This window comes from Alphaproteobacteria bacterium, assembly GCA_020638555.1.
GTDB lineage: Bacteria > Pseudomonadota > Alphaproteobacteria > Bin95 > Bin95 > JACKII01.
On sequence record JACKII010000002.1, the window covers coordinates 309,470 to 333,856 of the forward strand.

Consider the following 24,387-nt stretch of genomic DNA (forward strand, 5'->3'; position numbering starts at 1 on the left):
AGATATGTGGGTGAATATGATCAAGACGAAGATTGCTGCGCAGCCGACAAACGACGGAAGATTTCTTGCGGGGGTCTTTCTGCGCAAGACCAAGTGCTTGAAGCGTTTGCGTTAACTTACCGTCTGTCCGGTGCGGGCTTGTCCTGTGTAAGGGGCCCGTGCGCCTTATCACCCGCCGGCTCACTCCGAAGCGGCGAGCCGGATGCAGCGGTTTCGCGCCGTGTCCGGGGCGGAAGCGGCGTTCGCGCACACGAAGAGAAAATTTCCTTCCGGATTTTCGGCGATCTGTGGGACAACTGCCGGCAGTGGGCTGCTGCATGGCGGCGGTATGGGGGCCGAAATTGCTGGAAGGAGAAAACCGTGGCTGGCCAAACTGCCGGGCCTCCGGTGGGATATATGGAGCGAACGCGCCGATATTATCGCGCGCTCGGCTATGACAACGACTATGTGTGGGCGCATCACGACACGGCGCCGTTCACCCGGCTGGCAAAGCCGCTGTCCCAGTGCACGGTGGCGTTGATCACCACGGCGGGGCCGCCCGACCTCTCGAACCGGGACGAGCGCAATCGCAAGCATGTCTGGTCCGGCGATGTCGACAATCCGCCGGCGACGTTCGACACCGACCTGGCCTGGGACAAGGAATCGACCCACACGGACGACCGCGAGACCTTCCTGCCGACCGAGGCCGCGAAGCGGCTGGCGGCGGAAGGGGTGATCGGCCGGCTGGCGCCGCGCTTCCACGGCGCGCCCACCGACTACAGCCACCGCAAGACCAACGAGCAGGACGCACCGGAACTGTTGCGCCGGCTGCGCGAGGACCGGGTCGACGCCGCCGTTCTGACCGCCCTTTGACCGGTGTGTCATCAGACCGTGAGTCTGATCGCCCGGCATTTGGAAGAGAACGGCATTCCCACCGTCGTCATCGGCTCGGCCAAGGATATCGTCGAGCATTGCGGCGTCGCGCGGTTCGTGTTCTCGGACTTCCCGCTCGGCAATCCGTGCGGCCATCCCTGGACGCCGGACATGCAGACCGAGACGCTGCGGCTGGCGCTGTCCCTGCTGGAAACGGCGGCGGGGCCGCGGACCACCGTGCGCTCGCCGTTCGAGTGGAAGCCCGACCCCGACTGGCGCGAGCGCTACAACCGCATCCGGCCGGAAGACCGGGAGCGGCTGCTGGCCGTTGGTGACCAGCGCCGGCAAAATCGCGGCCAGGCGCCGCGGGACAGCGCCGCGGGCGATTGAGCACCGGGCGCTTGCGCCGGGATTGAACGCCGGGCGCTCGCGCTCGGATTGAAGCCGGGCGCTTGCGCTGGGATTGAACACCCGGCGCTTGCGCTGGGGGCCGCCACAGGCGAAACCGGGGTCGTGCGGGTGCCGGCACGACCCCGGCGCCGATCGGAGCCAAGGGAGGCGAGGCATGAAGGTTACCAATGTCGAAACGCTCGTGTGCGACGCGGGCTGGCGCAATTACTATTTTCTGAAGCTGTCGACCGACACCGGCATTGTCGGCTGGAGCGAGTATGACGAGAGCTTCGGCTCGCCCGGCGTCGGCACCATCATCGAGAAGCTGGCCGGCCGGCTGGTCGGCGAGGACGTGGGCGCGCACGAGCGTTTCGTGCAACTGGCCCAGAGCGTCACCCGGCCGGCCCCCGGCAGCGTGATCGGCCAGGCCATCGGCGCGCTGGAAAACGCGCTGCTGGACGCCAAGGCCAAGGCGCTGGGCGTGCCTTGCTACGAATTGCTGGGCGGCAAGCATCGCGATGCGGTGCGGGTCTACTGGTCCCACTGCCCCAGCTGGCGCATCAACCACCCGGGCTACTACCCGCCGGCGGTGACCGACCTGGACGGGGTCAAGGCGACCGGGGCGGAGGCGGCGGAGCGCGGCTTCACCGGGCTCAAGACCAACCTGTTCATTCACGAGGACGGCAACCCCTATGCCTGGCGGGCCGGCTTCGGCGTGCCCTACCAGCCGCAATTGCCCATCGACCGCAAGCTGATCCGCAATGTCCGCGCGCATCTGGAGGCGCTGCGCGACGGCGCCGGGCCGGACATGGACATTCTGATCGACATCAACTTCAACGCGAAGCCGGAAGGCCTGTTGAAATTCCTGCGGGCGTTCGAGGATTTCGACTTCTTCTGGGTCGAGGTCGACACGCACAACCCCAAGGCCCAGGCCTATGTGCGCGATCACAGCCCGCACCCGATCGCCTCGTGCGAGACGCTGATCGGCCTGAAGAATTTCCTGCCCTATTTCGAGGCGCAGGCGATGGACGTGGCCATTATCGATGCGGTCTGGAACGGCGTCTGGCAGTCCATGCGGATCGCGGCCATGGCCGACGCCCACGACATCAACATCGCGCCGCACAATTTCTATGGCGATCTGTGCAGCATGATGAACATCCAGTTCGCCGCCGCGGTGCCGAACCTGCACATCATGGAGATCGACGTGGACCGTCTGCCCTGGGAGACGGACCTGTTCACCCATGCGCCGGAGTTCAGGGACGGCCATGTGCTGGTGCCGGACCGTCCCGGCTGGGGCACCGAGCCCATCGAAGAGGCCATCCGCGCCCGTCCGCCGAAGCTCACCGGCGGCCTGTTGCAATACAAACGCTCGTAATCGCACCGGAGAACCCTGTTTCATGAGCGACTCTGTCAGCGTGGATGTGCGGGAGCGGGTGACCGTGGTCTCGCTCGCGCGTCCGGAAAAGGCCAACGCGCTTTCGGGCGAGATGGCGGACGGCATCCGCGACGCGGTGCACCGGGCCGCGGCCGAGGGTGCGCGGGCGCTGGTGTTGCGGGGCGAGGGCCGGCATTTCTGCGCCGGCTTCGACTTCGGCGACTTCGAACGCCTGACCGACGGCGATCTCGCCCTGCGGTTTTTGCAGGTGGAGGAGATGTTGCAGGCGGTGTTTCACGCGCCGATGCCGGTGCTGGCCCTGGTGCAGGGCCGGGCGGTGGGCGCGGGCGCCGATCTGGCCGCCGCCGCCATGCGCGTGGTGGCCGCGCCCGGCGTCCGGTTCCAGATGCCGGGGCCGCGCTTCGGCGTGGTGCTGGGGACGCGGCGGCTCGCCTATCGCATCGGCCCCGTCGCGGCCCGCCAGATCCAGATCGAAAGCCGGCCGGTGGCGGACGACGAGGCCCGGGCGCTGGGATTGGTCGATGCGCTGGTGCCGGCCGAGGATTGGCCGGCGGAAATCGACCGTTTCGCCGAGTCCTACACCCAGTTGGGCGCCTCCGTGACCGCGGCCCTGGCCGATGTCACCCGTCCCGACACCCGCGATGCGGACATGGCCGCGCTGGCCCGCTCGGTTGCGGTGCCGGGGCTGAAGGAGCGCATCGCCGCCTTTCGCGCCGCCGCGGCGCGGCGCTAGGGCCGGCGGCCGCACGGTTACGGATGATTCCAGAACACAAAGAACCAGAGAGGAAACGCACCATGAGCGGAATGACGGACAGTTACGGTTTTGCGATGACGACGGCGAACCCCGCCGCCGCCGAGGCGTTCGACGCGGGCGCCCGGTCGTTCGTCGCCTGGCGTGCCGATGCCATGGCGCATCTGAACGCGGCGATCGAGGCCGACCCGGAATTTCCGGCGCCGAAGCTGCTGAAGGCCTGGATCCTGCACGCCGCGCGCTCGGAGAAATTCCACCCGGCGGTGCGGGCCTTGCTGGCCGAGGTCGAGCCGTATCTGGGCGATGCCTCTTCCCGCGAACAGGCGATGGCGCGCGCGGTTGCGACCGCGGATTCCGGCCATTTGCAGGGCGGCGTCTCGCAGTTGGAAACCCATCTGGCCGAACACCCGACCGATTTGCTGGTGCACCGGCTGGCGCAGTTCGAACTGTTCTGGAGCGGCGAAAGCCGCTGGATGCGCGACATTGTCGAGCGCGCCGCGCCCGCCTGGACCGAGGACACGCTCGACTACGGCCATTTCCTGGCCGTGCGCGCCTTCTCGAACGAGGAAGCCGGCGACTATGCCATGTCCGAACGTTGCGGCCGCGGCGCGGTGGAGCGAGAGCCGGAAAGCGCCTGGGGCGCCCATGCGGTCGCGCACACGCTGGTGATGCAGGGCCGGGCGGACGAGGGCGCCTCGTTCCTGGGCGGGTTGTCGTGCAACTGGGGCCGGGTCAACCAGATCGCACACCATTGCTGGTGGCATCTCTGCCTGTTCCTGCTGGAGCGGAACGAGTACGACCGCATTCTCGAACTGCTCGACACCAAGGTGCGCAACCCGAACTCGCCGCTGGTCCAGGCCATGCCGGACGCGACCATCGACCTGCAGAACGTGGCCTCGTTGCTGATGCGCCTGGAACTGCGCGGCGTCGATGTCGGCGAGCGCTGGAACACCATTGCCGAGATCTGCGCCGGGCGCGTCCACGATCACGCCAACCCGTTCAGCAGCGCCCATGACGCCATGGCGCTGGCGGCGGTGGGGCGGTTCGACCTGGTGGAGACCCTGGTTGCGGGAATGCGCCAGTCCGGCAGCGCCGTCGGCACGATCGGCGCGGTGACCCAGACCGTGGGCGCGCCGGTCGTCGAGGCCATGGCGGCGCACCGCGCCGGCGATTATGGCAAGGTGGTGGACCTGATCTGGCCGGTGCGCCGCGACCTGCACCAGGTCGGCGGCAGCCATGCCCAGCGGGACGTGTTCTTTCAGATGCTGGTCGACGCGGCGGTGCGGGCGGGTCGCAAGACCGAGATCGGCATCCTGCTGGACGACATCGCCAGCATCGGCTTCGAACAGGTCGCCGGCCGCAGCCTCTATCGCGAGGCGGCGGCGGGCGAGCTGGCGGCCTGACCCGAACCGACGCTGTATCCCGGACGGTGCGGCGCGCCGATCTTGTTCCCCGGACGGTGCGGCGCGCCGATCTTGTTCCCCGGACGGTGCGGAGCGCCGAGCCGGGGCCGGTGTCTTTCATCGAACACCGCCCTCGCCGGTGTTCGCACGCCGCGAGCGGCCCCGGATGGCGGCTCCGCCACCTCCGGGGAACAAGATCGGCGCACCGCACCGCCGGGGAACACCGGTTTCCGTGGATCGCGGGCGGGGGTCAGGTGTTACGCCATGAACCACAGCCAGCCCTGACCACCGGAGGTTGGCGGGTCAGGCGCCCTTTTGCTGCTCGCTGGCGGCGGCCTGGGCCTTGGCGAAGGCCTCACGCAGCTTGTGCTCCTGACCGGTGTCGAGATTGGTCCGCAGCACCTCGCCGCCGTGTGTCGCCAACTCGGAGATCACGCGGTCGCTGTTGACCTGCCTCGCCATGATGAAGAGGGCGGCATGGCCCGGTTTCAGGACCTTTGCGACGTTCTTCATGAAGTCGTCATTGATGCCGTAGTCGTTCAACGCGCCGGAAACGGCGCCGGCGGCCGCTCCGGCCAGGACCCCGAACAGGGGGCTGAGGAACAGCAGCCCGATCAGCAGCCCCCAAAAGGCGCCGGTGGTGGCGCCGATGGACCAGAGATGGACCATCTGATTGAGTTTGACCTTTCCCTTATCGTCGGCAGTGGCGACGACTGCGTCGCCGACGTCGATGAGGTATTCTTTGGCCATTTGAAACAAGTCGTTCCGCGCTTCTTCGGCCTTTGCTTCGGAAGCGTAACCAATCACGATCAATTCAGCCATGACGTTGATACCTTTGCCAAATTCCGGGTAGGGGCCGTTACTCCATGAACCAGCCATGGCTGACCACCAGCGACTGGCCGGTCAGCGCGTTGGTGGGGAAGGCGGCGAACAGGTGCGCCACCTCGGCCACGTCCTCGACGGTGGTGAATTCGTGGTCGACCGTGCCGCCCAGCATGACGGTCTTGACCACCTCTTCCTCGGAAATTCCCAGTTCCTGCGCCTGTTCCGGAATTTGCTTTTCCACCAGCGGCGTCTTGACGAAGCCGGGGCAGATCACGTTGGCGCGGACACCGTGCTTGGCGCCCTCCTTGGAGATGACGCGGGCGAGGCCGAGCAGGCCGTGCTTGGCCGTCACATAGGCCGATTTCAGCGGCGAGGCCTCCTTGGAATGGACCGAGCCCATGAAAATGATGGCGCCGCCGCCCTGCGTGTACATGTGCGGCAGGCAGGCTTTCGAGGTCAGGAATGCGCCGTCGAGATGGATCGACAGCAGCTTTTTCCATTCGTTGAAGGGGAAATCGACCAGTTCGTGCACGATCTGGATGCCCGCGTTGGAGACGAGCACGTCCACCCGGCCCCAGGTGTCGACCACGGTCTGCACGCCGGCGTTCACGGCGGCCTCGTCCGTCACGTCCATGGCGATGCCGATGGCCGAACCGGGGCCCATCTTCGTCAGTTCGGCCGCGGTTTCCCGCGCCGATCCCAGGTTCAGGTCGGCGATGGCGACCTTGGCGCCGCTTTGGACATAGCGTTTGGCGATCGTCGCGCCAATGCCGCGGGCGGCGCCGGTAACGATGCAGGCTTTGTCTTGCAGGTTCATAAGCGTGATCTCCTCGATGACGCGGGCAGGTCGCCAGGGCTCGTGCGGAACACCGGTGCCCGCCGTGAAGTCGGCGCTTCCTCGCTACACGGATGTGGGTCAGCCGAGCCGTTCGGCCAACGGGTCGTGCCGGCGCACCGTTTGTCGCGCTCTCTCGTGGTCGCGCACCGCATAGCAATAGGCGCAACCGTGGGCGCAGGTGTCGTAGGCGCCGATATCGCGGCTTTCGGCGCAAAGGCAGCCGGGCCGGTTGCCCTTGGTACGCGCCCGGATGGCGTGGCCGGCGATGCGCGAGAGCCGGTCGGCGTCGACGCAGGCCGCGCCGGCAACGCCCGGTTGCTCCAGATGCGGTTGCGAGCAGACCGTGAGGCGCAGGCCGCGGTCGGCGGCAATCAGGGCCAGATCGGCGAGAAACGCCCGCTGTTCGTCCGCGGTCGGCTCGGGCCAGTCGAAGCCGTGCCGGGCCGCGGCGAGCCGCAGATTGCGGGCGGATTTGCGGTAGATGGTGGCGAACGAGACCGTGACCTCGTCCACCGCCGCCGCCAGGGCATCGGCGATGCGGGCAAAGGCCGCGCGATGCCAGTCCGGCGGGGTCAGGCTGGTGAACAGGATCGGGTCATAGCGCCAGACCGTTCCCGCCCGGCCGCGGCGCGCGGCCAGTTCGCGGATCTGGGCGACGGCATGGCCCGCGGGCGGCACGCCGGCCTCCAGGGCGGACGGATAGCCGGTGACGGTGTATTGCACCACATAGGGCCGGCGCATGGCCTCCACCGCGGCCAGGGCGTCCCGGAAGGGGGCGATGTTGCGGGTCCAGAACACGAAGCCGTCGACATCGTCCGGCGCCAGCGATACCCGATAGGGCTTGCCACCATAGGGATTCGTCACCCAGGCCTCTCCGGCGGCCAATCGACGGACGAACCATGCGGCATAGAAGGCGGGGATATCGGTGCGGTAACTGGCCGAGACGATCATGGTTTTCCCGGATTGCCACGATTTCGGCGTGCGCGCGACGCCGCATGGCGGAAATGGGGTTCAGTCCGCTGTTGAACCGCTGATTTTGCCTGCCTATATGGCCATCAACAAGGCGTGATCGGCCTTGATTTTCTCAACTCCTCTGGACCTCTCCAGGGGGCGGGCGATGCGCTGGCATCCATCAGGCCTCGCCTGCTCGCCGATGACGGAAAGGACTTAACAGTCAATGGCAAAAGTAATTGGCATCGACCTCGGCACGACCAATTCGTGCGTCGCGGTGATGGACGGTAAAGATGCGCGCGTGATCGAAAACTCCGAAGGCGCCCGCACGACCCCGTCGATGGTGGCCTTCACGAAGGACGGCGAGCGCCTTGTGGGCCAGGCGGCCAAGCGGCAGGCGGTGACGAACCCGGCCAACACGCTCTACGCGATCAAGCGCCTGATCGGCCGTCGCTTCGACGACCCGAAGATTCAGGACGAAAGGACCCCGTTCAAGCTGGTGAAGTCCGACGCGGGCGATGTCTGGGTCGAGGCGCAGGGCGAGAAATACGCGCCGTCGCAGATTTCCGCCTTCATCCTGCAGAAGATGAAGGAAACCGCCGAGGCGTTTCTGGGCGAGCCGGTGACCGAGGCGGTCATCACGGTTCCGGCCTATTTCAACGACTCGCAGCGCCAGGCGACCAAGGACGCCGGCAAGATCGCCGGCCTCGAAGTGCTGCGCATCGTCAACGAGCCGACGGCGGCGGCGCTGGCCTACGGCCTGGACAAGAAGAATTCCGGCACCATCGCGGTCTATGACCTGGGCGGCGGCACGTTCGACATCTCCATCCTGGAGATCGGCGACGGCGTGTTCGAGGTGAAGTCGACCAATGGCGACACCCATCTGGGCGGCGAGGATTTCGACCAGCGCATCATCGGCTATCTGGCCGACGAGTTCAAAAAAGAGCAGGGCATCGACCTGCGCAACGACCAGATGGCCCTGCAGCGCCTGAAAGAGGCCGCGGAAAAGGCCAAGATCGAACTGTCGTCCTCGACCCAGACGGAAGTGAACCTGCCGTTCATCACGGCGGACCAGACCGGGCCGAAGCACCTGAACGTCTCGCTCAGCCGGGCGAAGCTGGAAGCGCTGGTCGACGACCTGGTGCAGCGCACCGTCGGCCCGTGCAAGGCGGCGTTGAAGGACGCGGGCGTCACCGCCGGCGAGATCGACGAGGTCGTCATGGTCGGCGGCATGACCCGCATGCCGAAAATCCTGGAGACCGTGAAGAAGTTCTTCGGTCGTGAGCCGCACCGCGGCGTGAACCCGGACGAGGTCGTGGCCATCGGCGCGGCGATCCAGGGCGGCGTGCTCAAGGGCGACGTCAAGGACGTGCTGCTGCTGGACGTGACCCCGCTGTCACTGGGCATCGAGACGCTGGGCGGCGTGTTCACCCGGCTGATCGACCGCAACACCACGATCCCGACCCGCAAGAGCCAGGTGTTCTCCACCGCCGACGACAACCAGAACGCGGTGACCATCCGCGTCGGCCAGGGCGAGCGCGAGATGTTCGGCGACAACAAGGTGCTGGGCCAGTTTGATCTGGTCGGCATTCCGCCGGCGCCGCGCGGCGTGCCGCAGATCGAGGTGACGTTCGACATCGACGCCAACGGCATCGTCAACGTCTCGGCCAAGGACAAGGCGACCAACAAGGAGCAGAATATCCGGATTCAGGCGTCCGGCGGTCTGTCCGATTCCGACATCGACCAGATGGTGAAGGACGCCGAGGCCAACGCCGAGTCGGACAAGCAGCGCCGGGCCCTGGTCGAGGCGCGGAACCAGGCCGAAAGCCTGATTCACTCGGTTGAGAAGAATCTGGCCGAGTTCGGCGACAAGGTGGATGCCGGCGACAAGACGGCGATCGAGGCGGCCCTGCAGGCGTTGAACGACGTCAAGGACGGCGAAGACACCGCCGAGATCGAGGCCAAGACCCAGGCGCTGACCGAGGCTTCGATGAAGCTGGGCGAGGCCATGTACAAGGCGCAGCAGGGCGAAGGCGGCGACGCCGACGCCGGCGGTGCCGCCGGTGGCAGCCAGGGTGCTGCGGACGAAGGCGTCGTCGATGCCGACTTCGAAGAAGTCAAGGACGACAAGAAATCCGCTTGACCCCGTAGCTTGATGCTGGCGGTTCGGCATCAGGCTTGCCACACTGCGACACCCCGGCATTCGTTCGGGGTGTTCGCATGTCCGGCCATCCGGTCGTTCCTGGAGTAACCGATGCGCGACTATTACAGCGTGCTGGGCGTCGAACGCGGCGCTGACGAGAAGACACTCAAGTCCGCCTATCGCAAACTGGCGATGCAGTACCATCCGGACCGCAACCCGAACAATCCGGAGGCTGAGGCCAAGTTCAAGGAGCTGAACGAGGCCTATGACGTTCTGAAGGACGCGAACAACCGCGCTGCCTATGACCGCATGGGCCACGAGGCCTTCACCCAGCGCCAGCAGGGCGGCGGCCATCCGGGGGGCGGTTTCGGCTTCAACGGCGGCGGCGGCGGCTTCGCCGATATTTTCGAGGAGATGTTCGGCGATCTGGGCGGGCGGCGCCGTCGCGGCGGGCCGCAGCGCGGCAGCGACCTGCGCTACAACATGGAGATCTCGCTGGAGGAAGCCTATACGGGCAAGCAGGCGACGATCACCATCCCGACCCAGGTGGCGTGCGAGTCCTGCGACGGGTCGGGCTCCGAAGGCGGTGCGCCGCCGAAGACCTGCCCCATGTGCCACGGCGCCGGGCGGGTGCGGGCGCAGCAGGGCTTCTTTACGGTCGAGCGCACATGCCCGACCTGCCAGGGTGCGGGACAGATGATCTCCGATCCGTGCTCCGCCTGTTCGGGGCAGGGCCGGGTGCGGCGCGAGAAGACGCTGAACGTCACCATTCCGCCGGGCGTCGACGACGGCACGCGGATTCGCCTGGCGAGCGAAGGCGAAATGGGCATGCGGGGCGCACCGTCCGGCGACCTCTACATTTTCATCTCCATCCGGCAGCACCCGGTCTTCCAGCGCGAGGACGCGGACATCTATTGCGAGGTGCCGATCCCGATGGTGACGGCGGCGCTGGGCGGCTCGATTGAGGTGCCGACCATCGACGGCAACCGGGTCAAGGTGAACATCCCGGCCGGCACCCAGGGCGGCCACCAGTTCCGCCTGCGCGGCAAGGGCATGGTGCGGCTGCACAATCGCGGCGCCGGCGACATGTTCATCGAGTCCCGCGTCGAAACGCCGGTCAAGCTGACCAAGCGCCAGCAGGAGTTGCTGCGCGAGTTCGACGAGGCCGGCGAGGCGGGCTCGCATCCGCACACCGAGGGTTTCTTCAAAAAGGTCAAGGAATTCTGGGACGGCCTGGCGGACTGATTCGGGGGGCGGCGGTTGGATGACGCCGCGTTCGACGCCTGGGCCGCGGCCCGGCGCCTGCCGCCCGGGCTGACGCGGGGCCGGCCGCGGTTCTGGCTGGCGGGATTGCGGCGGCGCTGGTGGCGGCCGCTCCGCAACGTGCTGTTCGAGACCGGGCTGTGGCTGATCGGCCAGCACGCCGCCGGCCGTATCCAGGCGCTGGACGTGCGCGTCGCGCCGCTCGACCTGCCGGTGCCGGGGCTGGACCCGCGCCTGGACGGTCTTTCCATCCTGCATCTGAGCGATCTGCATCTGGGCTATCTGCCCGGCGGCGTTGCGGCGATAGCGGCGGCCGTGGCCGGACTGCGGGTCGATCTCTGCGTGCTGACCGGCGACTATGCCCCGCGCTATACCGCGCCGGCGGCGGCGGTGGTGGCGGCGTTGGTGCCGATCCTCGATGGCGTCGACAGCCGGCACGGGGTGTTTCTGACCCTGGGCAATTACGATTCGGCCCGGCTGGCACGGGCGTTGCGCGACGAGCCCTCCTGGCGACTGCTGGTGAACGAGCAGGCGGTTGTCGCCCATGGCGGGGCGACCGTGCGCCTGACGGGGCTCGACGACCCTTACGAGCAGGCGCACGGGCCCTTGCGGGATGCGCTGGCGACAGGCGGGGAGGGGTTCCGGATCGTGCTGGCGCACGCGCCCGAACTGGCGGCCGCCGCCGCGGCCGGCGGTGCCGATCTCTATCTCTGCGGCCACACCCATGGCGGCCAGATCTGCCTGCCGCGGGGCCGGCCCATCTTTCGCAACACACGCCGCCCCGACCTGGCGTGCGGCTTGTGGCGGGAGGGGGCGATGTGGGGCTACACCACCCGCGGCGCCGGGGTCTCCGGCATGCCGCGCCGGCACAATTGTCCGCCGGAAGTGGCCTTGATCCGCCTGCGGGCGGTCCTGCCGCCGGACCGGCAATAGCCGTCCGGTTGAGGGCTGCTCGGTTGACGGCTGCCCCAAGGCCGCCGCAGCGCGCGGGCTGTTCCCCGGACGGTGCGGAGCGCCGGTGTTCCCCGGACGGTGCGGAGCGCCGGTGTTCCCCGGACGGTGCGGAGCGCCGATCCGGGGCCGGTGTCATCCTTCGAACACCCGCGGTGGCGGTGTTCGCGAGAGCAACCGGTCCCGGCGCTCGCCTACGGCTCGGCCGGGAAGCAGCGGCTCAGGCGTCCAGGGCCGCGGGGACCGCCTCGCTGGCGAGGCGGGCGGCGGCGATCACGGTGTTGCGCAGCAGGCAGGCGATGGTCATCGGGCCGACGCCGCCCGGCACCGGCGTGACGGCGGCGGCCACTTCCGCCGCTTCCGCATAGGCGACATCGCCGACCAGACGGGTCTTGCCGCTGCCGTCCTCGCGCGGGATGCGGTTGATGCCGACATCCAGCACGATGGCGCCGGGCTTGATCCAGTCGCCCCGGATCATCTGCGGCCGGCCGACCGCGGCCACCAGCACGTCCGCCTCGCGGCAGACCGCCGGCAGGTCGCGCGTGCGGGAGTGGGCAATGGTGACCGTGCAGTTGGCGGCCAGGAGCATCTGCGCCATCGGCTTGCCGACAATGTTGGAGCGGCCGACGATCACCGCGTGCAGGCCGGTCAGGTCCTGGCGCACGCTCTGGGCCAGGATCATGCAGCCGCGCGGTGTGCAGGGCTCCAGCGCCGGCAGACCCAGCGACAGGCGGCCGACATTGACCGGATGGAAGCCGTCCACGTCCTTGGCCGGGTCGATGCGCTCGATCACGGTCTGCTCGTCGATATGGCCGGGCAGGGGCAGTTGCACCAGGATGCCGTGCACGGCGGCGTCGGCGTTCAGCCGGTCGAGCAGGGCCAGCAGGTCGGCCTGGCCGGTCTCGGCCGGCAGGGTGTGGTGGAAGCTGGCAATGCCGGCTTCCTCGCACGCCTTGACCTTGCTGCGCACATAGACCTGGCTCGCCGGGTCCTCGCCGACCAGGACGACGGCGAGGCCGGGCTTGACGCCCATCTGGGCAACGGCGGCGGCGACGCGGGCGCGAAGCGATTCGGCGACGGCCTTGCCGTCGATACGGGTGGCGGTCATAGATCGGCCTCGATCAGGCTGCGAAGATGGTCGGGGTCGCCCTCCAGGGCGAGAATCTTGTTGCGGGCCGAGGCGCCGGAGACGATGGCAATGGCGGATTTCGGCAGCCGCCAGCGCTTGGCCAGGAATTGCACCAGCGCCTTGTTCGCCTGGCCATCGGCCGGCGGCGCCGAGATGCGGACGCGCAGCCAGGATTTGCCGGCCGCATCCACCTCGCCGCCTTCCAGCTTGTTGGCCTTGGCGCCCGGCGTCAGCCGCACGGCCAGGCGCAAACCCTCCGGCGCGGGCGAGATCGGCGAGGGCTCAATAGCCGGCATAGACCAGGCCTCGGAACACGTCGCGCGCGAAGATCAGGATCAGGATCAGCACGATGGGCGACAGGTCGATGCCGCCGATATTCGGCAGGAAATTCCGGATCGGCCGCAGCGCCGGCTCGGTCAGGCGATAGCAGACATCGCCCACCATGTAGATCGCGCGGTTGGAGGTGTTGACGACGTTGAACGCCACCAGCCAGCTCAGGATCGCACCGATGATGATGACCCAGATATAGATGTTGATCACGGTGGAGAGGATGTTCAACAGCGGGATCAGGATAACGTCCATCGGTGCGCTCGCTTTTCGGGTCTGCCGGGGCCTTCAGCGGCGACAAGCTAGCGGCGCCGGCCTGTTGCGGCAAGGGTGCGGGCACGATTGGAAGGGGCCGCTGCATTTCGTCTCTTGCCCTTCGCCGCCGAAGGCGTGACAACCCGCCCTGATCCGATCATTGGAGAGCCGATTCCATGGCCATAGCCATCGACGAACTGCGCGAATCTCTCCTCGCGCAGGTGGAGGCCGCGGCGTCGACCGCGGCCCTGGACGAGGTGCGGGTGTCCGCCCTCGGTCGCAAGGGTGCGATCACCGACCAGATGAAGACGCTGGGCCAGTTGCCGCCGGACGAGCGGCGGGCGGCGGGCCAGGCGTTCAACGCGCTGAAGGACGAGGTCGCCGCCGCCCTCGAAACCCGCAAGGGCGCGCTGGAGGCGGCGGAACTGGAAGCCCGCCTCGCGCGCGAGCGGGTGGACGTGACCCTGCCGGTCCGGCCGCAGCCGGAAGGCCGGCTGCACCCGCTGATGCAGGCGTGGGACGAGTTGGTGGCGATTTTCGGCGAGATGGGATTCGTCATCGCCGAAGGGCCGGATATCGAGGACGACTGGCACAATTTCACCGCCCTCAACATCCCGGAAGAGCATCCGGCCCGCCAGGAGATGGACACCTTCTACCTGACCGAGCACGCGGACGGCTCGCGGCCGGTGCTGCGCACCCACACCAGCCCGGTGCAGATCCGCACCATGCTGACCCAGGAACCGCCGATCCGGATCATCGTGCCGGGCCGCACCTTCCGCAGCGACCACGACGCCACCCACTCGCCCATGTTCCACCAGGTGGAGGGGCTGGTGATCGACGAGTCGACCCATATGGGCCATCTGAAGGGCACGCTGATCGAGTTCTGCCGTGCCTTTTTCGGCATCGACGACCTGCCGGTGCGCTTCCGCAACTCGCACTTCCCCTTCACCGAGCCCAGCGCCGAGGTGGATATCGGCTGCTCGCGCAAGGGCGGCGGCCTCACCATCGGCGCGGGCGACGACTGGCTGGAAATCCTCGGCTCCGGCATGGTCCATCCGAAGGTGCTGGAATATTGCGGCATCGACTCGACCCGCTATCAGGGCTGGGCCTTCGGCATGGGGATCGAGCGCATTGCCATGCTGAAATACGGAATCCCGGACCTGCGCACCATGTATGACAGCGACCTGCGCTGGCTGCGCCATTACGGCTTCATGCCGCTGGACGTGCCGAGCCTGCTGGGAGGGCTCGCCCGATGAAGTTCACGCTTGGTTGGCTGAAAGACCATCTGGAGACCACCGCAAGCCTCGACCAGATCTGCGAGGCGCTGACCATGCTGGGGTTGGAGGTGGACAGCGTCACCGACCCCGCCGCGGCGCTGGCGCCGTTCAAGGTCGCCTATGTGATCGAGGCGAAACAGCATCCGAATGCCGACCGGCTGCGGGTCTGCCGCGTGCAGACCGCGGATGGGGAGATCCAGGTGGTCTGCGGTGCTCCCAACGCGCGCACGGGCATGAAAGGCGTGTTCGCGCCGGAAGGCACCTATATTCCCGGCACGGGCATCACGCTGAAAGCCGCGGAGATTCGCGGCGAGGCCTCCAGCGGCATGCTGGTGTCCGAGCGGGAACTGGAACTCTCGGACGACCACACCGGCATCATTGACCTGACCGAGCAGGACCCGCCGGTGGGCACAGCCTTTGCCCAGGTGATGGGGCTGGACGATCCGGTGATCGAGATCGGCCTGACCCCGAATCGCGGCGACTGCGCCGGCATTCGCGGCATCGCCCGCGACCTGGCGGCGGCGGGCCTGGGTCGGATGAAGCCGGAGCCCTATCGCGACCCGGTGCCGGGCGCGTTCGCCTCGCCGCTTCGGGTGCATCTGGAAGCGGGCGACGCCTGCCCGATGTTCGTCGGCCGCTATATCCGCGGCGTGACAAACGGGCCGAGCCCCGCCTGGCTGCAACGGCGGCTGAAGGCCATCGGCCTGCGCCCGATTTCGGCGCTGGTGGACATCACCAACTATTTCACCTTCGATCGCGCCCGGCCGCTGCACGTGTTCGATGCGGACAAGGTGCATGGCGACATCCATGTGCGCTTTGGCCGGCCGGGCGAAACGCTGCTGGCGCTCGACGGGCGCGAATACACCGCCGACGAGACCATGTGCATGATCGCCGACGAGCGGCTGGGCGAGGCGTTCGGCGGCATCATGGGCGGCGAACCCTCCGGCTGTTCGGAGGAGACGGTCAACGTGTTCGTCGAAAGCGCCTGGTTCGATCCGCTGCGCACGGCGGCGACGGGCCGGAAGCTGGGCATTCACTCCGACGCGCGCTATCGCTTCGAGCGCGGCGTCGACCCGCAGTCGCTGGTGAGCGGCGCCGAGGCGGCGGCGCAGATGATTATCGAACTCTGCGGCGGCGAGGCGAGCGAGCCGGTGATCGCCGGCGAGGAGCCGCAATGGCGGCGCGCCTATCACTTCCGCCCGCAGCGGGTGCTGGAACTGACCGGCGTCGACGTCTCGCGCCAGGAAGCGGAAGAGACGCTGACCAGGCTCGGTTTCGGCTGGAACCTGGTGGATGACGGCATTCAGGTCTCGCCGCCCTCCTGGCGGCCGGACGTGCATGGCGAGGCCGATCTGGTGGAGGAGGTGATCCGCGTCCACGGCTATGACGCGATTCCGATCGTGCCGCTGCCGCGCCTGACCACCTTGCCGCAGCCGGCCATGACCGAACCGCAGGCGCGCCGTCCGCGCGCCCGTCGCGCGCTGGCGAGCCTGGGGCTGCTGGAGGCCGTGACCTTCTCCTTCCTGCCGAAGGCCCAGGCGCTGAAATTCGGCGGCGGCGCGGATGTGCTGACGGTGGCGAATCCGATCTCCGAAGAACTGAACCAGATGCGGCCGTCCATCCTGCCGAACCTGCTGGATGCGGCCCGGCGCAACCGCGACCGCGGCCAGCGCTCCGCCGGCCTGTTCGAGGTCGGGCCGCAATACCGCGAGACCGACCACACCGGCCAGGACCTGATGGCCACCGGCCTGCGCTGGGGCCAGACCGGCCCGCGCCACTGGGCGGAGGCGCCGCGCGCCGTCGATGCCTTCGACGCCAAGGCCGACGCCCTGGCCGCGCTGGAGGCGGCGGGCGCGCCCGTCGCCAACGCTCAGATCGTAGCGGAAGCGCCGACCTGGTACCATCCGGGGCAAAGTGGCTCGATCCGGCTCGGCAAGATGGTGCTGGCCACGTTCGGCGTGCTGCACCCGGCGATCCTGCGCGACTACGACCTGGATACGGCGGTCTGCGGCTTCGAATGCTTCCTGGACCGCATCCCGCAGCCGCGCGCCAAGGGCGGCAAGGCCCGGCCCTTGCTGAAGCTGGAGGCGTTGCTGCCGGTGGAGCGCGACTTCGCCTTCCTGATGGATGCGGGCGTGGCGTCGGATGCCGTTGTGCGGGCGGTGCGTCAGGCGGACAAGGCGATGGTCGCCGATGTCTCCGTGTTCGACGTCTATACCGGCAAGGGCGTGCCGGAGGGGCAGAAGTCGCTCGCGCTCTCCGTCACCTACCAGCCGCGCGAGGCGACCCTGACCGACGAGCAGATCGAGGCGCTGGGCGCCAAGGTGGTCGCGGCCGTGGAGAAGGCCACGGGCGGCACGCTCCGCGGCTAGGGGCACCCGTCCCATGGAGTGGGTGGAGAAGCCGGTTCCGCATCTGGTCGCAGCGGCCCTTGCCAGCGAATGGCAGCGGGACGTGCTGCGGGCGGTGCGGGACCTGGGGCTCCGCGACTGCTGGGTGGCGGCGGGCTTCGTGCGCAACGCGGTCTGGGACCGGTTGCACGGCTATGCCGCGCCGACGCCGCTCGCCGACGTGGACGTGCTGTTCTTCCTGGATGCGCCGGACGCGGCCTATGACGAGCAGGCGCTGGAAGCACGTCTCGCCGCATGGCTGCCGCAACACGCCTGGCAGGTGCGCAACCAGGCGCGCATGCACCATGTGAACGGGTTCCGGCCGTTCCTTTCGTCGGCCGACGCCATGTGCCATTGGGTGGAGACGCCGACGGCGGTGGGTGTGGCGCTGGACCGCGCTGGCCGCTTGCAGATCAACGCGCCGCTCGGCGTCGGCGACCTGCTGGGCCTGCGCCTCCAGCCCGGCCCCATGTTCCGCGGCGAGCGCCTGGGCACCTACCGGCAGCGCGTGCGCGCCAAGGGCTGGGCGGACACCTGGCCGAAGCTGCGGGTGCTGGGGGTTTAGCGCGTTTTCGGTCCTGGTTGCCCCACTCTCCGGCCCCATCTCCCGCTTCCGCGGGGACAGGGAAGCCGGGCTGGTGAGCCAGCGGGAAAAGAAACCGCTCTAACGCCGCGCTTCAGGCGTCCTTGTGGTACTCGCAGAAGTGCTTGAGCGCCAGTTTCAGCGCCGCCGAGTGCCGATGGTCGCCGCGGGATTGCGCCTCGGCGATATCGTCCTCGATCATGCGGCGGATGCGTTTCTGGCCGTCGACGGTGTGGACGAGATATTCGCCCATCTCCATCGCCAGGGTTTCGGGCAGGTGTTCGTGCTCCGCAATCGCGTCGATTTCTTCGCGGGTCAGTTCGCAGAGCGCCAGGCAGTCTTCCAGGGTCAGCATCGACGGTTCTCCCGACAATATGCGCCATCATAGTCGAAGGCGCCATCGGGGCTATTGATTCAGATCAGGCCGGCCCTTGCGGTCGCCCCGCTGCCGTCACCGCATGTGCACATAGGTGCCGGGCGCGGCCTCCAGCGGCGGATAGCCCTTGTCCGGCGCACCCATCGCCGGCGGTGCGGTGCGCTCGGCGCTGCCCTGGGACGAGAGCCAGGCCTCCCATTCCGGCCACCAGGAGCCATCGAAATGCGGCGCCATGGCGGCCCAGGTGTCGGGGTCGACATAGCGATCGTTGCGGCGGCGGGTCAGCATCTGGAAATGCCGGCGCGGATGTCCCGGTTCGCTGACAATGCCGGCATTGTGGCCGCCGCTGGTGAGGACGAAGGTGACGTCCGTGTCCGTCGGCAGGTTCACCTTGTAGACCGAGCGCCAGGGCGCGATGTGGTCTTTCTCCGTGCCGACCGCAAAAATCGGCAGGCGGATGTCGCGCAGGGCGATGATGTGGCCCTCGACGGCGTACCGGCCGGTGGACAGGCGGTTTTCCAGGAACAGGGCGCGCAGATACTGGCTGTGCATGGCATAGGGCATGCGGGTCTGGTCGCTGTTCCAGGCCATCAGGTCGGTCATCGGCTCGTGCTCGCCCAGCACGTATTGCCGGATGATGCGCGACCAGATCAGGTCGTTGGAGCGCAGGATCTGGAACGCGCCCGCCATTTGCTGCGTGTCCAGATAGCCCTGGTCCCACATCAGGTCTTCGAGATAGGCCAGCTGCGCCTCGTCCACGAACAGCATCAGTTCGCCGGCCTGGGCGAAGTCGGTCTGCGCGGCCAGCAGGGTGACGCTGGCCAGCCGGTCGTCCTCGTCCCGCCCCATGGTGGCGGCGGCGATCGCCAGCAGCGTGCCGCCGAGGCAATAGCCGGTGGCGTGCACCTTCCGGCCGGGGCAGATGGCGCCGACCGCATCCAGCGCCGCCATGACGCCCTGGGTGCGGTAGTCGTCCAGGGTGGTGTCCCGGTCCTCGGCACCGGGGTTTTTCCACGAGATGATGAACACGGTGTGGCCGCGTTCGGTCAGGTATTTGACCAGCGAGTTCTCCGGCGAGAGGTCGAGAATGTAATACTTCATGATCCAGGCCGGCACGATCAGGATCGGCTCCGCCGCCACGGTCTCGGTGGCGGGCGCGTACTGGATCAGTTCGATCAGGTCGTTGCGGAAGACGACCCGGCCCGGCGTGCAGGCGATGGTGTCGCCGACGCGGAAGGCATGGGTGCCGTCCGGCGGCTCGCCGGAGAGCAGACGTTCCCAGTCGTTCAGCCATTGCTCGGCGCCGCGCACCAGATTGTGGCCCGCTTCGGCCTGGGTGCGTTCGACGATTTCCGGGTTCAGCCAGGGCACGTTGGTGGGCGCGAACACGTCGAGCCATTGTTGCAGGAGGAAGCGCATTTGCTCCTCGTGCTGGCCCTGCATGCCGCGCATGCCGCACGTGGCGCTGGTCCACCATTGCTCCACCGCCAAAAAGCTCTCGGCGAGGACGTTGTGCGGCCAGCGGTCCCAGTAGCCATTGCGGAACCGGTGATCGTTGGGATCGTGCGCAACCACGGGCGGGGCCGGTTCGTTCCGCATGGCGTGCCAGCCGAAAAAGCCGAGCCGGGTGGCCTGCAACCAGGCCTGTTGCATCAGGCTGATTTGCTTGCCGGGCGAGCGCGCCAGCAGTCCCAGCCAGTCGAACCAGGCGGCGGAGATAGCGGTGGGCGAAACGCCTTGCGTCAGCCGCGCCTCGTTCGCGCGCAAGGTGCGGTCGAGGTTCTCGTGACGGAAAACCGCCGCGAACGGATTTCGGGGTGACGTTGGATTGCCGGACTGTTTGCGGTCGGCCATGACGCAGGAAACTCCGGGCGGGTGGGCAAGGGACGAATTCGCCTCTTTACTTAAGCGCCCGGCATGACCGTTTGCGGTGGGGCAAATTCGCCCTTTTGTCGCGTGTCAGCCGCGGCCCGCCAGCGCGTCGGCCAGCGCCAGCACCGCCCGGGCGCGGTCGGCCACCGGCACGTCGACCATGATGCCGTCGACCGTGATCGCGCCCTGGCCCGCGGCGAGTGCCGCGTCATAGGCGTCGACGATCTTGCGGGCCTGGGCGATTTCCGCTTCCGACGGGCCGTAGACCTCGTTGCAGACCTTGACCTGGTTCGGATGGATGCAACTGGCCATGCGGAAGCCGGCGCGCTTGGAGTTGCGGAACACCTCGTAGAGCTTGTCCATGTCGCGGAATTCGGCGATGGAGCCGATGAAGCCCGCCGGCGACAGGCCGGCGGCACGGGCGCAGGCGATGATCTGTTGCTTCGGGCCGTAGAGCGTTTCCGGGCAGGATTCCATGCCCATGGAGAGCGCGAAATCCTCCGAGCCCAGCGACAGCGAGATCATGCGCGGGCTGGCAAACGCGATCTCGCGGGCGTTCAGATAGCCTTCCGCCGTCTCGATCAGCGGGCAGAGGAAGGTGTGGCCCTGGGGCAGGCCCTTTTCCGCTTCCACCTCCGAGACGACCTGGGCGACCTCCTTCACATGGGCGGCGGTGTCGGTCATCGGCAGCAGCAGGGCGACCACGTCCTCGGAGACGGCGGCCTCGATATCCTTCACCGCCAGCCGCCAGGGGCGGTTGATGCGGACGGTGACGTCCAGGCCCTGGGCGGCCAGGCGCTTCGCGACGCCGGGCAGGGCGGCGCGGGCGGCGTCCTTGGCGTTGGGCGCGACCGCGTCCTCCAGATCGAGAATGATGGCGTCCGCGCCGGAGCCGGGCGCTTTCTCGATGAATTTTTCCGAGGTGGTGGGGACGAACAGCATGGAGCGCCAGACGGGGCGCGGGCGAGGGGCGGTCATGACGTCAGATCCTGTTTCTCCGAACTCTTGCCGGAGTCATACCGCCCTTGCCGGGCAATGCGAAGGGTCAAGGCGCGGTATAGGACTCGGCCAGGTCGTAATGGCTGATCGTGCGTGCCTTCACCAGTTCGGCCTCGTCCGGGTGGATGTGCGCCGATTGCCAGTCTTCGCCGACGAACGCCTTCATGGCCTCCAGGTCCTTCCAGACCATCACCATACTGAAGTCATTGGGTGTTTCCGGTCGTGGCACCGAAGCGGTCAATGACACAAGCCCCGGCTGGCGTTTCATCAGCGGAAGCGCCGTGTTGCGGAAGAAGTCTTCGAACTCTGCCCGCTTCCCGTCCTGAACGGTGACTTGAAAAATTCGGACGATCATCCCGGCGGTCCTCCCGATGATTGGACGGTCGGAAAACTATACCGGGAGGATGGGAGGAAACATAGACGATGGCCGGCACGGCCCAGAGGGGCGGAACCGGCCTCAGCGCCGCGGCAGGTCGACGAAATTCACATGCCCCATCTTGCGCCCCGGCCGCGCCTCGCCCTTGCCATAGAGATGCAGGTGCGCGGTCGGGTCGGCGAGATAGCGGGCCCAGTCATCCACGGCGTCGCCCAGCAGGTTGCGCATGCGCGCCGGCGCCAGCACCGCGGTTCCGCCGAGCGGCAGGCCGCAGACCGCCCGCACGCACTGCTCGAACTGGTCGGTCTGGCAGGCATCCATGCTCCAATGGCCCGAATTGTGCGGCCGCGGCGCCAACTCGTTCACCAGCAGGCCGCCATCCGGCAGCAGGAACATTTCCACCGCCACCAGCCCAACCAGATCGCCGTGCCGGGCGATGGACTCCGCCAGGGCAACGGCCTTGGCGGCGACGCTGTCGGCAACCGGCGCCGGCGCGATGGTTTCTGCCAGAATGTGGTTCTCGTGCCGGTTCTCCACTGGCGGGAAGCATTGCACCCTGCCATCCGCGCCGCGGGCGACGATGACGGAGAGTTCGCGCTCGAACGGCACCACGGCCTCCAGCACGCACGGCACGCGACCCAGGCTCTCCCACGCCGCGGGCAGGTCGCTCGCATCGGCGACCCGCACCTGGCCCTTGCCGTCATAGCCGCTCTGGGCGGTCTTGAGGATGCCGGGGAAGGAGAGGCCGGGCTGGGTCAGGTCGGCCGCGGTGGCGATGGCCTTGTAGGCCGCGACCTCGGCGCCGGCGGCCTGGACGAAGGCCTTTTCGCGGCGACGGTCCTGGGCGACGCGCAGCCAGTCCGGCGCGGGCCGCACGGGCGTGGTGGCGGCGATGGTCTCGGCGGCGTCGACGGGCACGTTCTCGAATTCGTAGGTGACGACATCGCAGGCCGCGGCGAAGGCCTTCAGGGCTGCGGTGTCGTCATAGCCGGCGTGCGTGGCCGCGGCGCAAACCTGTTCGGTGGGGTTGTCGGCCTCGGGCGCGAACACGTGCACGCGATAGCCGAGGCGGGCGGCGGCCAACGCGAACATGCGTCCCAGTTGGCCACCGCCAAGGACGCCGATGGTGGCACCGGGGGCGATCATGAGTCGGACGGAGCCTCTTGCACGGCGTCGGTCTGCGCCTGGCGCAGAGCGTCCAGCCGCTCGGCCAGGGCGGGGTCGGTGGTGGCCAGCATGGCGGCGGCCAGCAGGCCGGCATTCGCGGCCCCGGCCTCGCCGATGGCGAGCGTGCCGACGGGAATGCCCTTGGGCATCTGCACGATGGACAACAGGCTATCCCAGCCGCTCAACGCCCGGCTTTGCACCGGCACGCCGAGGACGGGCAGCGGCGTCATGGACGCGACCATGCCCGGCAGGTGGGCGGCGCCGCCGGCGCCGGCGATGATCACCCGCAACCCCCGGTCCTTCGCCGCCTTGGCATAGGCGACCAGCCGGTCTGGCGTGCGGTGGGCTGAGACGATGCGGGCCTCGTACGGCACCTGCAAAGCGTCCAACATTTCCGCGGCCAAGCGCATGGTCGGCCAGTCCGACTGACTGCCCATCACGATGCCAACCAAGGCGGCCGCGTCGGTTTGATTGATCTGTGGCAACAACACTCACCATCGCGAGCCACGACCGGCTCGCATCGATACCCTCGAAAACTGCCCGTTTCGGGCGGTCAGGCGATCAGGTCGGGTCGGGCAAAGCCTTCGATCCGTTCGATCTCGTCCCGCAGGGACAGCTTGCGTTTCTTGAGCCGTTGCACCTGAACCTGATCGTACGGGGCGTGTTCGGTCAGGGTCGCAATCGCGTAATCCAGGTCGCGATGTTCGGCGCGAAGCATTTCCAGCTTTTGATCCGGCTTGCTGATCCCGGTGTCATCTGCCATGGGGGCTCCATGCATGGTTTTGCACTTCTCAACAGCAACCGCAGCAATTGGCTATGCCGCAGTGTTGCATTCTAACCTGACCGAATTACGGGAGTCGATGACGAACCGTGGATGAGACGATTGATCCTGTGGACGGGTTTTGGACATTTGCCCTGCGCATTTACGCTCTTCCCGAAGTCGCTGCACAAATGCTGGATTGGCAGGAGCGACGGGGCGCGAACGTGAACCTGGCATTGTTGTGCCTGTGGGCGGCGGAGCGGGGGCGGAGCCTGGATCGTGCCGCGTGCGACCGGGCGGAACGGGCCATTGCCGGCTGGCATGCGGCCGCGGTCGCGCCGCTGCGCGGTCTGCGGCGGCGGCTGAAGGCCGACTGGGCCGGCCTCGCAAGGACGGCGGAGCCAACCCGGCACGCCGTTCTGGCGGCCGAGCTGGAGGCCGAGCGGGCGGAGCAGGCGCTGTTGCTGTCCGCGCTCGCGCCCTGGCCGGCGCCCGAGGCCCGACGATCGCCGATTCGGCCGCTGGCCCGGGCGAATCTCCTCGCCTATCTGGGCAGGGCAGCGGCGGCGGAGATCGATGCGCTGCTGGACGCCGTCGGCTGAAGCGTCCCGGCGGCCGGCGGCAGGGCGTCGCCGATGCAGCGGGCCAGCAGCCGGTGCTGCTGCTCGTTCGGCATGGACACGCCCCAATTGCTGGCGGGCAGGAAGCCGAAACGGCGATAATAGTCGAAGTCTCCGACCAGAAAGACGTGCCGCCAGTCCTCGGCGGCGGCCGCCGCCAGCGAGGCCGCGACCAGCGCCCGGCCAATGCCCCGGTTGGCCCAGTCGGGCTCGACCGCGAGCGGCCCCAGCAGCAGCACGGTCTCGCCTTCCAGCAGCATCGGCCAGTACTGGATCGAGCCGATCAGCCGGCCCTCGTACAGCGCGACCCGGGCGAGCGAGGCCACCTCGTCGACGCCGTCGCGAAAGCGGTAGCTGGTCTTGGCGTGCCGGTTCGGGCCGAAGCTACGGTCCAGCAGGTCTTGGATCCGGGCGGAATGGGCAGGGGCGGTGGGAAGGATGGCAACCATGAGAACAGCGTCCGACAGAAACAGGAAAAAATCGCGGAGGGTAC

Annotated in this window: 25 protein-coding genes; 11 read left to right on the forward strand and 14 right to left on the reverse strand. The window is 68.0% G+C overall.

Annotation, left to right across the window (positions count from 1 at the left end):
* The first annotated feature begins 396 nt into the window (after positions 1-396).
* From H6844_07405 to H6844_07420, 4 genes are all read left to right on the forward strand, one after another.
* Positions 397-1,242, forward strand: coding sequence for a glycine reductase (locus H6844_07405; GenBank protein ID MCB9929223.1), 846 nt, complete (start codon positions 397-399; stop codon positions 1,240-1,242).
* 175 nt (positions 1,243-1,417) lie between these two features.
* Entirely contained in the window at positions 1,418-2,617 is a 1,200-nt protein-coding gene (locus H6844_07410; protein MCB9929224.1) for a mandelate racemase/muconate lactonizing enzyme family protein, read from the forward strand.
* Positions 2,618-2,639: 22 nt separating this feature from the next.
* Positions 2,640-3,371 (forward strand): enoyl-CoA hydratase/isomerase family protein, encoded by a 732-nt coding sequence (locus H6844_07415; protein ID MCB9929225.1) that lies wholly within the window; start codon positions 2,640-2,642, stop codon positions 3,369-3,371.
* Positions 3,372-3,433: 62 nt separating this feature from the next.
* Positions 3,434-4,792, forward strand: coding sequence for a tetratricopeptide repeat protein (locus H6844_07420; GenBank protein ID MCB9929226.1), 1,359 nt, complete (start codon positions 3,434-3,436; stop codon positions 4,790-4,792).
* 303 nt (positions 4,793-5,095) lie between these two features.
* Here the strand turns inward: H6844_07420 and H6844_07425 are convergent, their stop codons facing one another.
* The 3 genes from H6844_07425 to H6844_07435 form a co-directional block, all read right to left on the reverse strand.
* A complete protein-coding gene (locus tag H6844_07425) occupies positions 5,096-5,614 on the reverse strand; it encodes a DUF1269 domain-containing protein (GenBank protein ID MCB9929227.1) in 519 nt (172 codons plus the stop codon).
* A gap of 37 nt (positions 5,615-5,651) precedes the next feature.
* Positions 5,652-6,434, reverse strand: a complete 783-nt coding sequence (locus H6844_07430) for a 3-hydroxybutyrate dehydrogenase (protein MCB9929228.1) — start codon at positions 6,432-6,434, stop codon at positions 5,652-5,654.
* A gap of 99 nt (positions 6,435-6,533) precedes the next feature.
* Positions 6,534-7,406, reverse strand: coding sequence for a DUF1848 domain-containing protein (locus tag H6844_07435; protein MCB9929229.1), 873 nt, complete (start codon positions 7,404-7,406; stop codon positions 6,534-6,536).
* A gap of 226 nt (positions 7,407-7,632) precedes the next feature.
* Here H6844_07435 and dnaK point away from each other — a divergent pair, with 226 nt between their 5' ends.
* The 3 genes from dnaK to H6844_07450 all read left to right on the forward strand — a co-directional run bounded on the left by dnaK (position 7,633) and on the right by H6844_07450 (position 11,745).
* Positions 7,633-9,549 carry a molecular chaperone DnaK gene (gene dnaK / locus H6844_07440; protein ID MCB9929230.1) on the forward strand — a complete coding sequence of 639 codons (1,917 nt, stop codon included), beginning with the start codon at positions 7,633-7,635 and terminating at the stop codon, positions 9,547-9,549.
* 111 nt (positions 9,550-9,660) lie between these two features.
* On the forward strand, positions 9,661-10,794 hold the full coding sequence (gene dnaJ / locus H6844_07445) for a molecular chaperone DnaJ (protein ID MCB9929231.1): 1,134 nt from the start codon (positions 9,661-9,663) through the stop codon (positions 10,792-10,794).
* Positions 10,795-10,809: 15 nt separating this feature from the next.
* Complete coding sequence (locus H6844_07450; protein ID MCB9929232.1) at positions 10,810-11,745, forward strand: metallophosphoesterase; 936 nt, start codon at positions 10,810-10,812, stop codon at positions 11,743-11,745.
* A gap of 238 nt (positions 11,746-11,983) precedes the next feature.
* Here H6844_07450 and folD read toward each other — a convergent pair whose 3' ends face one another.
* Genes folD through H6844_07465 form a run of 3 tightly spaced genes read right to left on the reverse strand, consistent with a single transcriptional unit; the run spans position 11,984 to position 13,474 of the window.
* Positions 11,984-12,871, reverse strand: coding sequence for a bifunctional methylenetetrahydrofolate dehydrogenase/methenyltetrahydrofolate cyclohydrolase FolD (gene folD / locus H6844_07455; GenBank protein MCB9929233.1), 888 nt, complete (start codon positions 12,869-12,871; stop codon positions 11,984-11,986).
* Positions 12,868-13,188 (reverse strand): DUF167 domain-containing protein, encoded by a 321-nt coding sequence (locus H6844_07460; protein ID MCB9929234.1) that lies wholly within the window; start codon positions 13,186-13,188, stop codon positions 12,868-12,870. Before H6844_07460 ends, folD begins: the two co-directional genes overlap by 4 nt.
* Positions 13,175-13,474: a YggT family protein gene (locus H6844_07465; protein MCB9929235.1), complete on the reverse strand. Its 300-nt coding sequence runs from the start codon at positions 13,472-13,474 to the stop codon at positions 13,175-13,177. The genes H6844_07460 and H6844_07465 overlap by 14 nt, the downstream gene beginning before the upstream one ends.
* A gap of 176 nt (positions 13,475-13,650) precedes the next feature.
* On the opposite strand from H6844_07465, the gene pheS reads away from it, so the two are divergent.
* Genes pheS through H6844_07480 form a run of 3 tightly spaced genes read left to right on the forward strand, consistent with a single transcriptional unit; the run spans position 13,651 to position 17,706 of the window.
* Entirely contained in the window at positions 13,651-14,730 is a 1,080-nt protein-coding gene (gene pheS, locus H6844_07470) for a phenylalanine--tRNA ligase subunit alpha (GenBank protein ID MCB9929236.1), read from the forward strand.
* Entirely contained in the window at positions 14,727-17,123 is a 2,397-nt protein-coding gene (locus tag H6844_07475) for a phenylalanine--tRNA ligase subunit beta (protein ID MCB9929237.1), read from the forward strand. Before pheS ends, H6844_07475 begins: the two co-directional genes overlap by 4 nt.
* A gap of 13 nt (positions 17,124-17,136) precedes the next feature.
* Positions 17,137-17,706, forward strand: a complete 570-nt coding sequence (locus H6844_07480; GenBank protein ID MCB9929238.1) for a nucleotidyltransferase family protein — start codon at positions 17,137-17,139, stop codon at positions 17,704-17,706.
* A gap of 112 nt (positions 17,707-17,818) precedes the next feature.
* On the opposite strand, the gene H6844_07485 is transcribed toward H6844_07480, so the two are convergent.
* From H6844_07485 to H6844_07515, 7 genes are all read right to left on the reverse strand, one after another.
* Positions 17,819-18,079 (reverse strand): hypothetical protein, encoded by a 261-nt coding sequence (locus tag H6844_07485; protein ID MCB9929239.1) that lies wholly within the window; start codon positions 18,077-18,079, stop codon positions 17,819-17,821.
* A gap of 96 nt (positions 18,080-18,175) precedes the next feature.
* Entirely contained in the window at positions 18,176-19,954 is a 1,779-nt protein-coding gene (locus tag H6844_07490) for a polyhydroxyalkanoic acid synthase (protein ID MCB9929240.1), read from the reverse strand.
* Between the two features lie 105 nt (positions 19,955-20,059).
* Positions 20,060-20,950 carry a CoA ester lyase gene (locus H6844_07495; GenBank protein ID MCB9929241.1) on the reverse strand — a complete coding sequence of 297 codons (891 nt, stop codon included), beginning with the start codon at positions 20,948-20,950 and terminating at the stop codon, positions 20,060-20,062.
* A 67-nt stretch (positions 20,951-21,017) separates the two neighbouring features.
* Complete coding sequence (locus H6844_07500) at positions 21,018-21,326, reverse strand: antibiotic biosynthesis monooxygenase (GenBank protein MCB9929242.1); 309 nt, start codon at positions 21,324-21,326, stop codon at positions 21,018-21,020.
* 102 nt (positions 21,327-21,428) lie between these two features.
* Complete coding sequence (locus H6844_07505; GenBank protein ID MCB9929243.1) at positions 21,429-22,493, reverse strand: 5-(carboxyamino)imidazole ribonucleotide synthase; 1,065 nt, start codon at positions 22,491-22,493, stop codon at positions 21,429-21,431.
* A complete protein-coding gene (gene purE, locus H6844_07510; GenBank protein MCB9929244.1) occupies positions 22,490-22,951 on the reverse strand; it encodes a 5-(carboxyamino)imidazole ribonucleotide mutase in 462 nt (153 codons plus the stop codon). Before purE ends, H6844_07505 begins: the two co-directional genes overlap by 4 nt.
* 116 nt (positions 22,952-23,067) lie before the next feature.
* On the reverse strand, positions 23,068-23,277 hold the full coding sequence (locus tag H6844_07515) for a YdcH family protein (GenBank protein ID MCB9929245.1): 210 nt from the start codon (positions 23,275-23,277) through the stop codon (positions 23,068-23,070).
* 107 nt (positions 23,278-23,384) lie between these two features.
* Between H6844_07515 and H6844_07520 the strand changes: the two genes are divergently transcribed.
* Positions 23,385-23,876 carry a TIGR02444 family protein gene (locus tag H6844_07520; GenBank protein MCB9929246.1) on the forward strand — a complete coding sequence of 164 codons (492 nt, stop codon included), beginning with the start codon at positions 23,385-23,387 and terminating at the stop codon, positions 23,874-23,876.
* Here the strand turns inward: H6844_07520 and H6844_07525 are convergent.
* Entirely contained in the window at positions 23,819-24,343 is a 525-nt protein-coding gene (locus H6844_07525; protein ID MCB9929247.1) for an N-acetyltransferase, read from the reverse strand. The genes H6844_07520 and H6844_07525 overlap by 58 nt on opposite strands.
* Between the last annotated feature and the right edge of the window lie 44 nt (positions 24,344-24,387).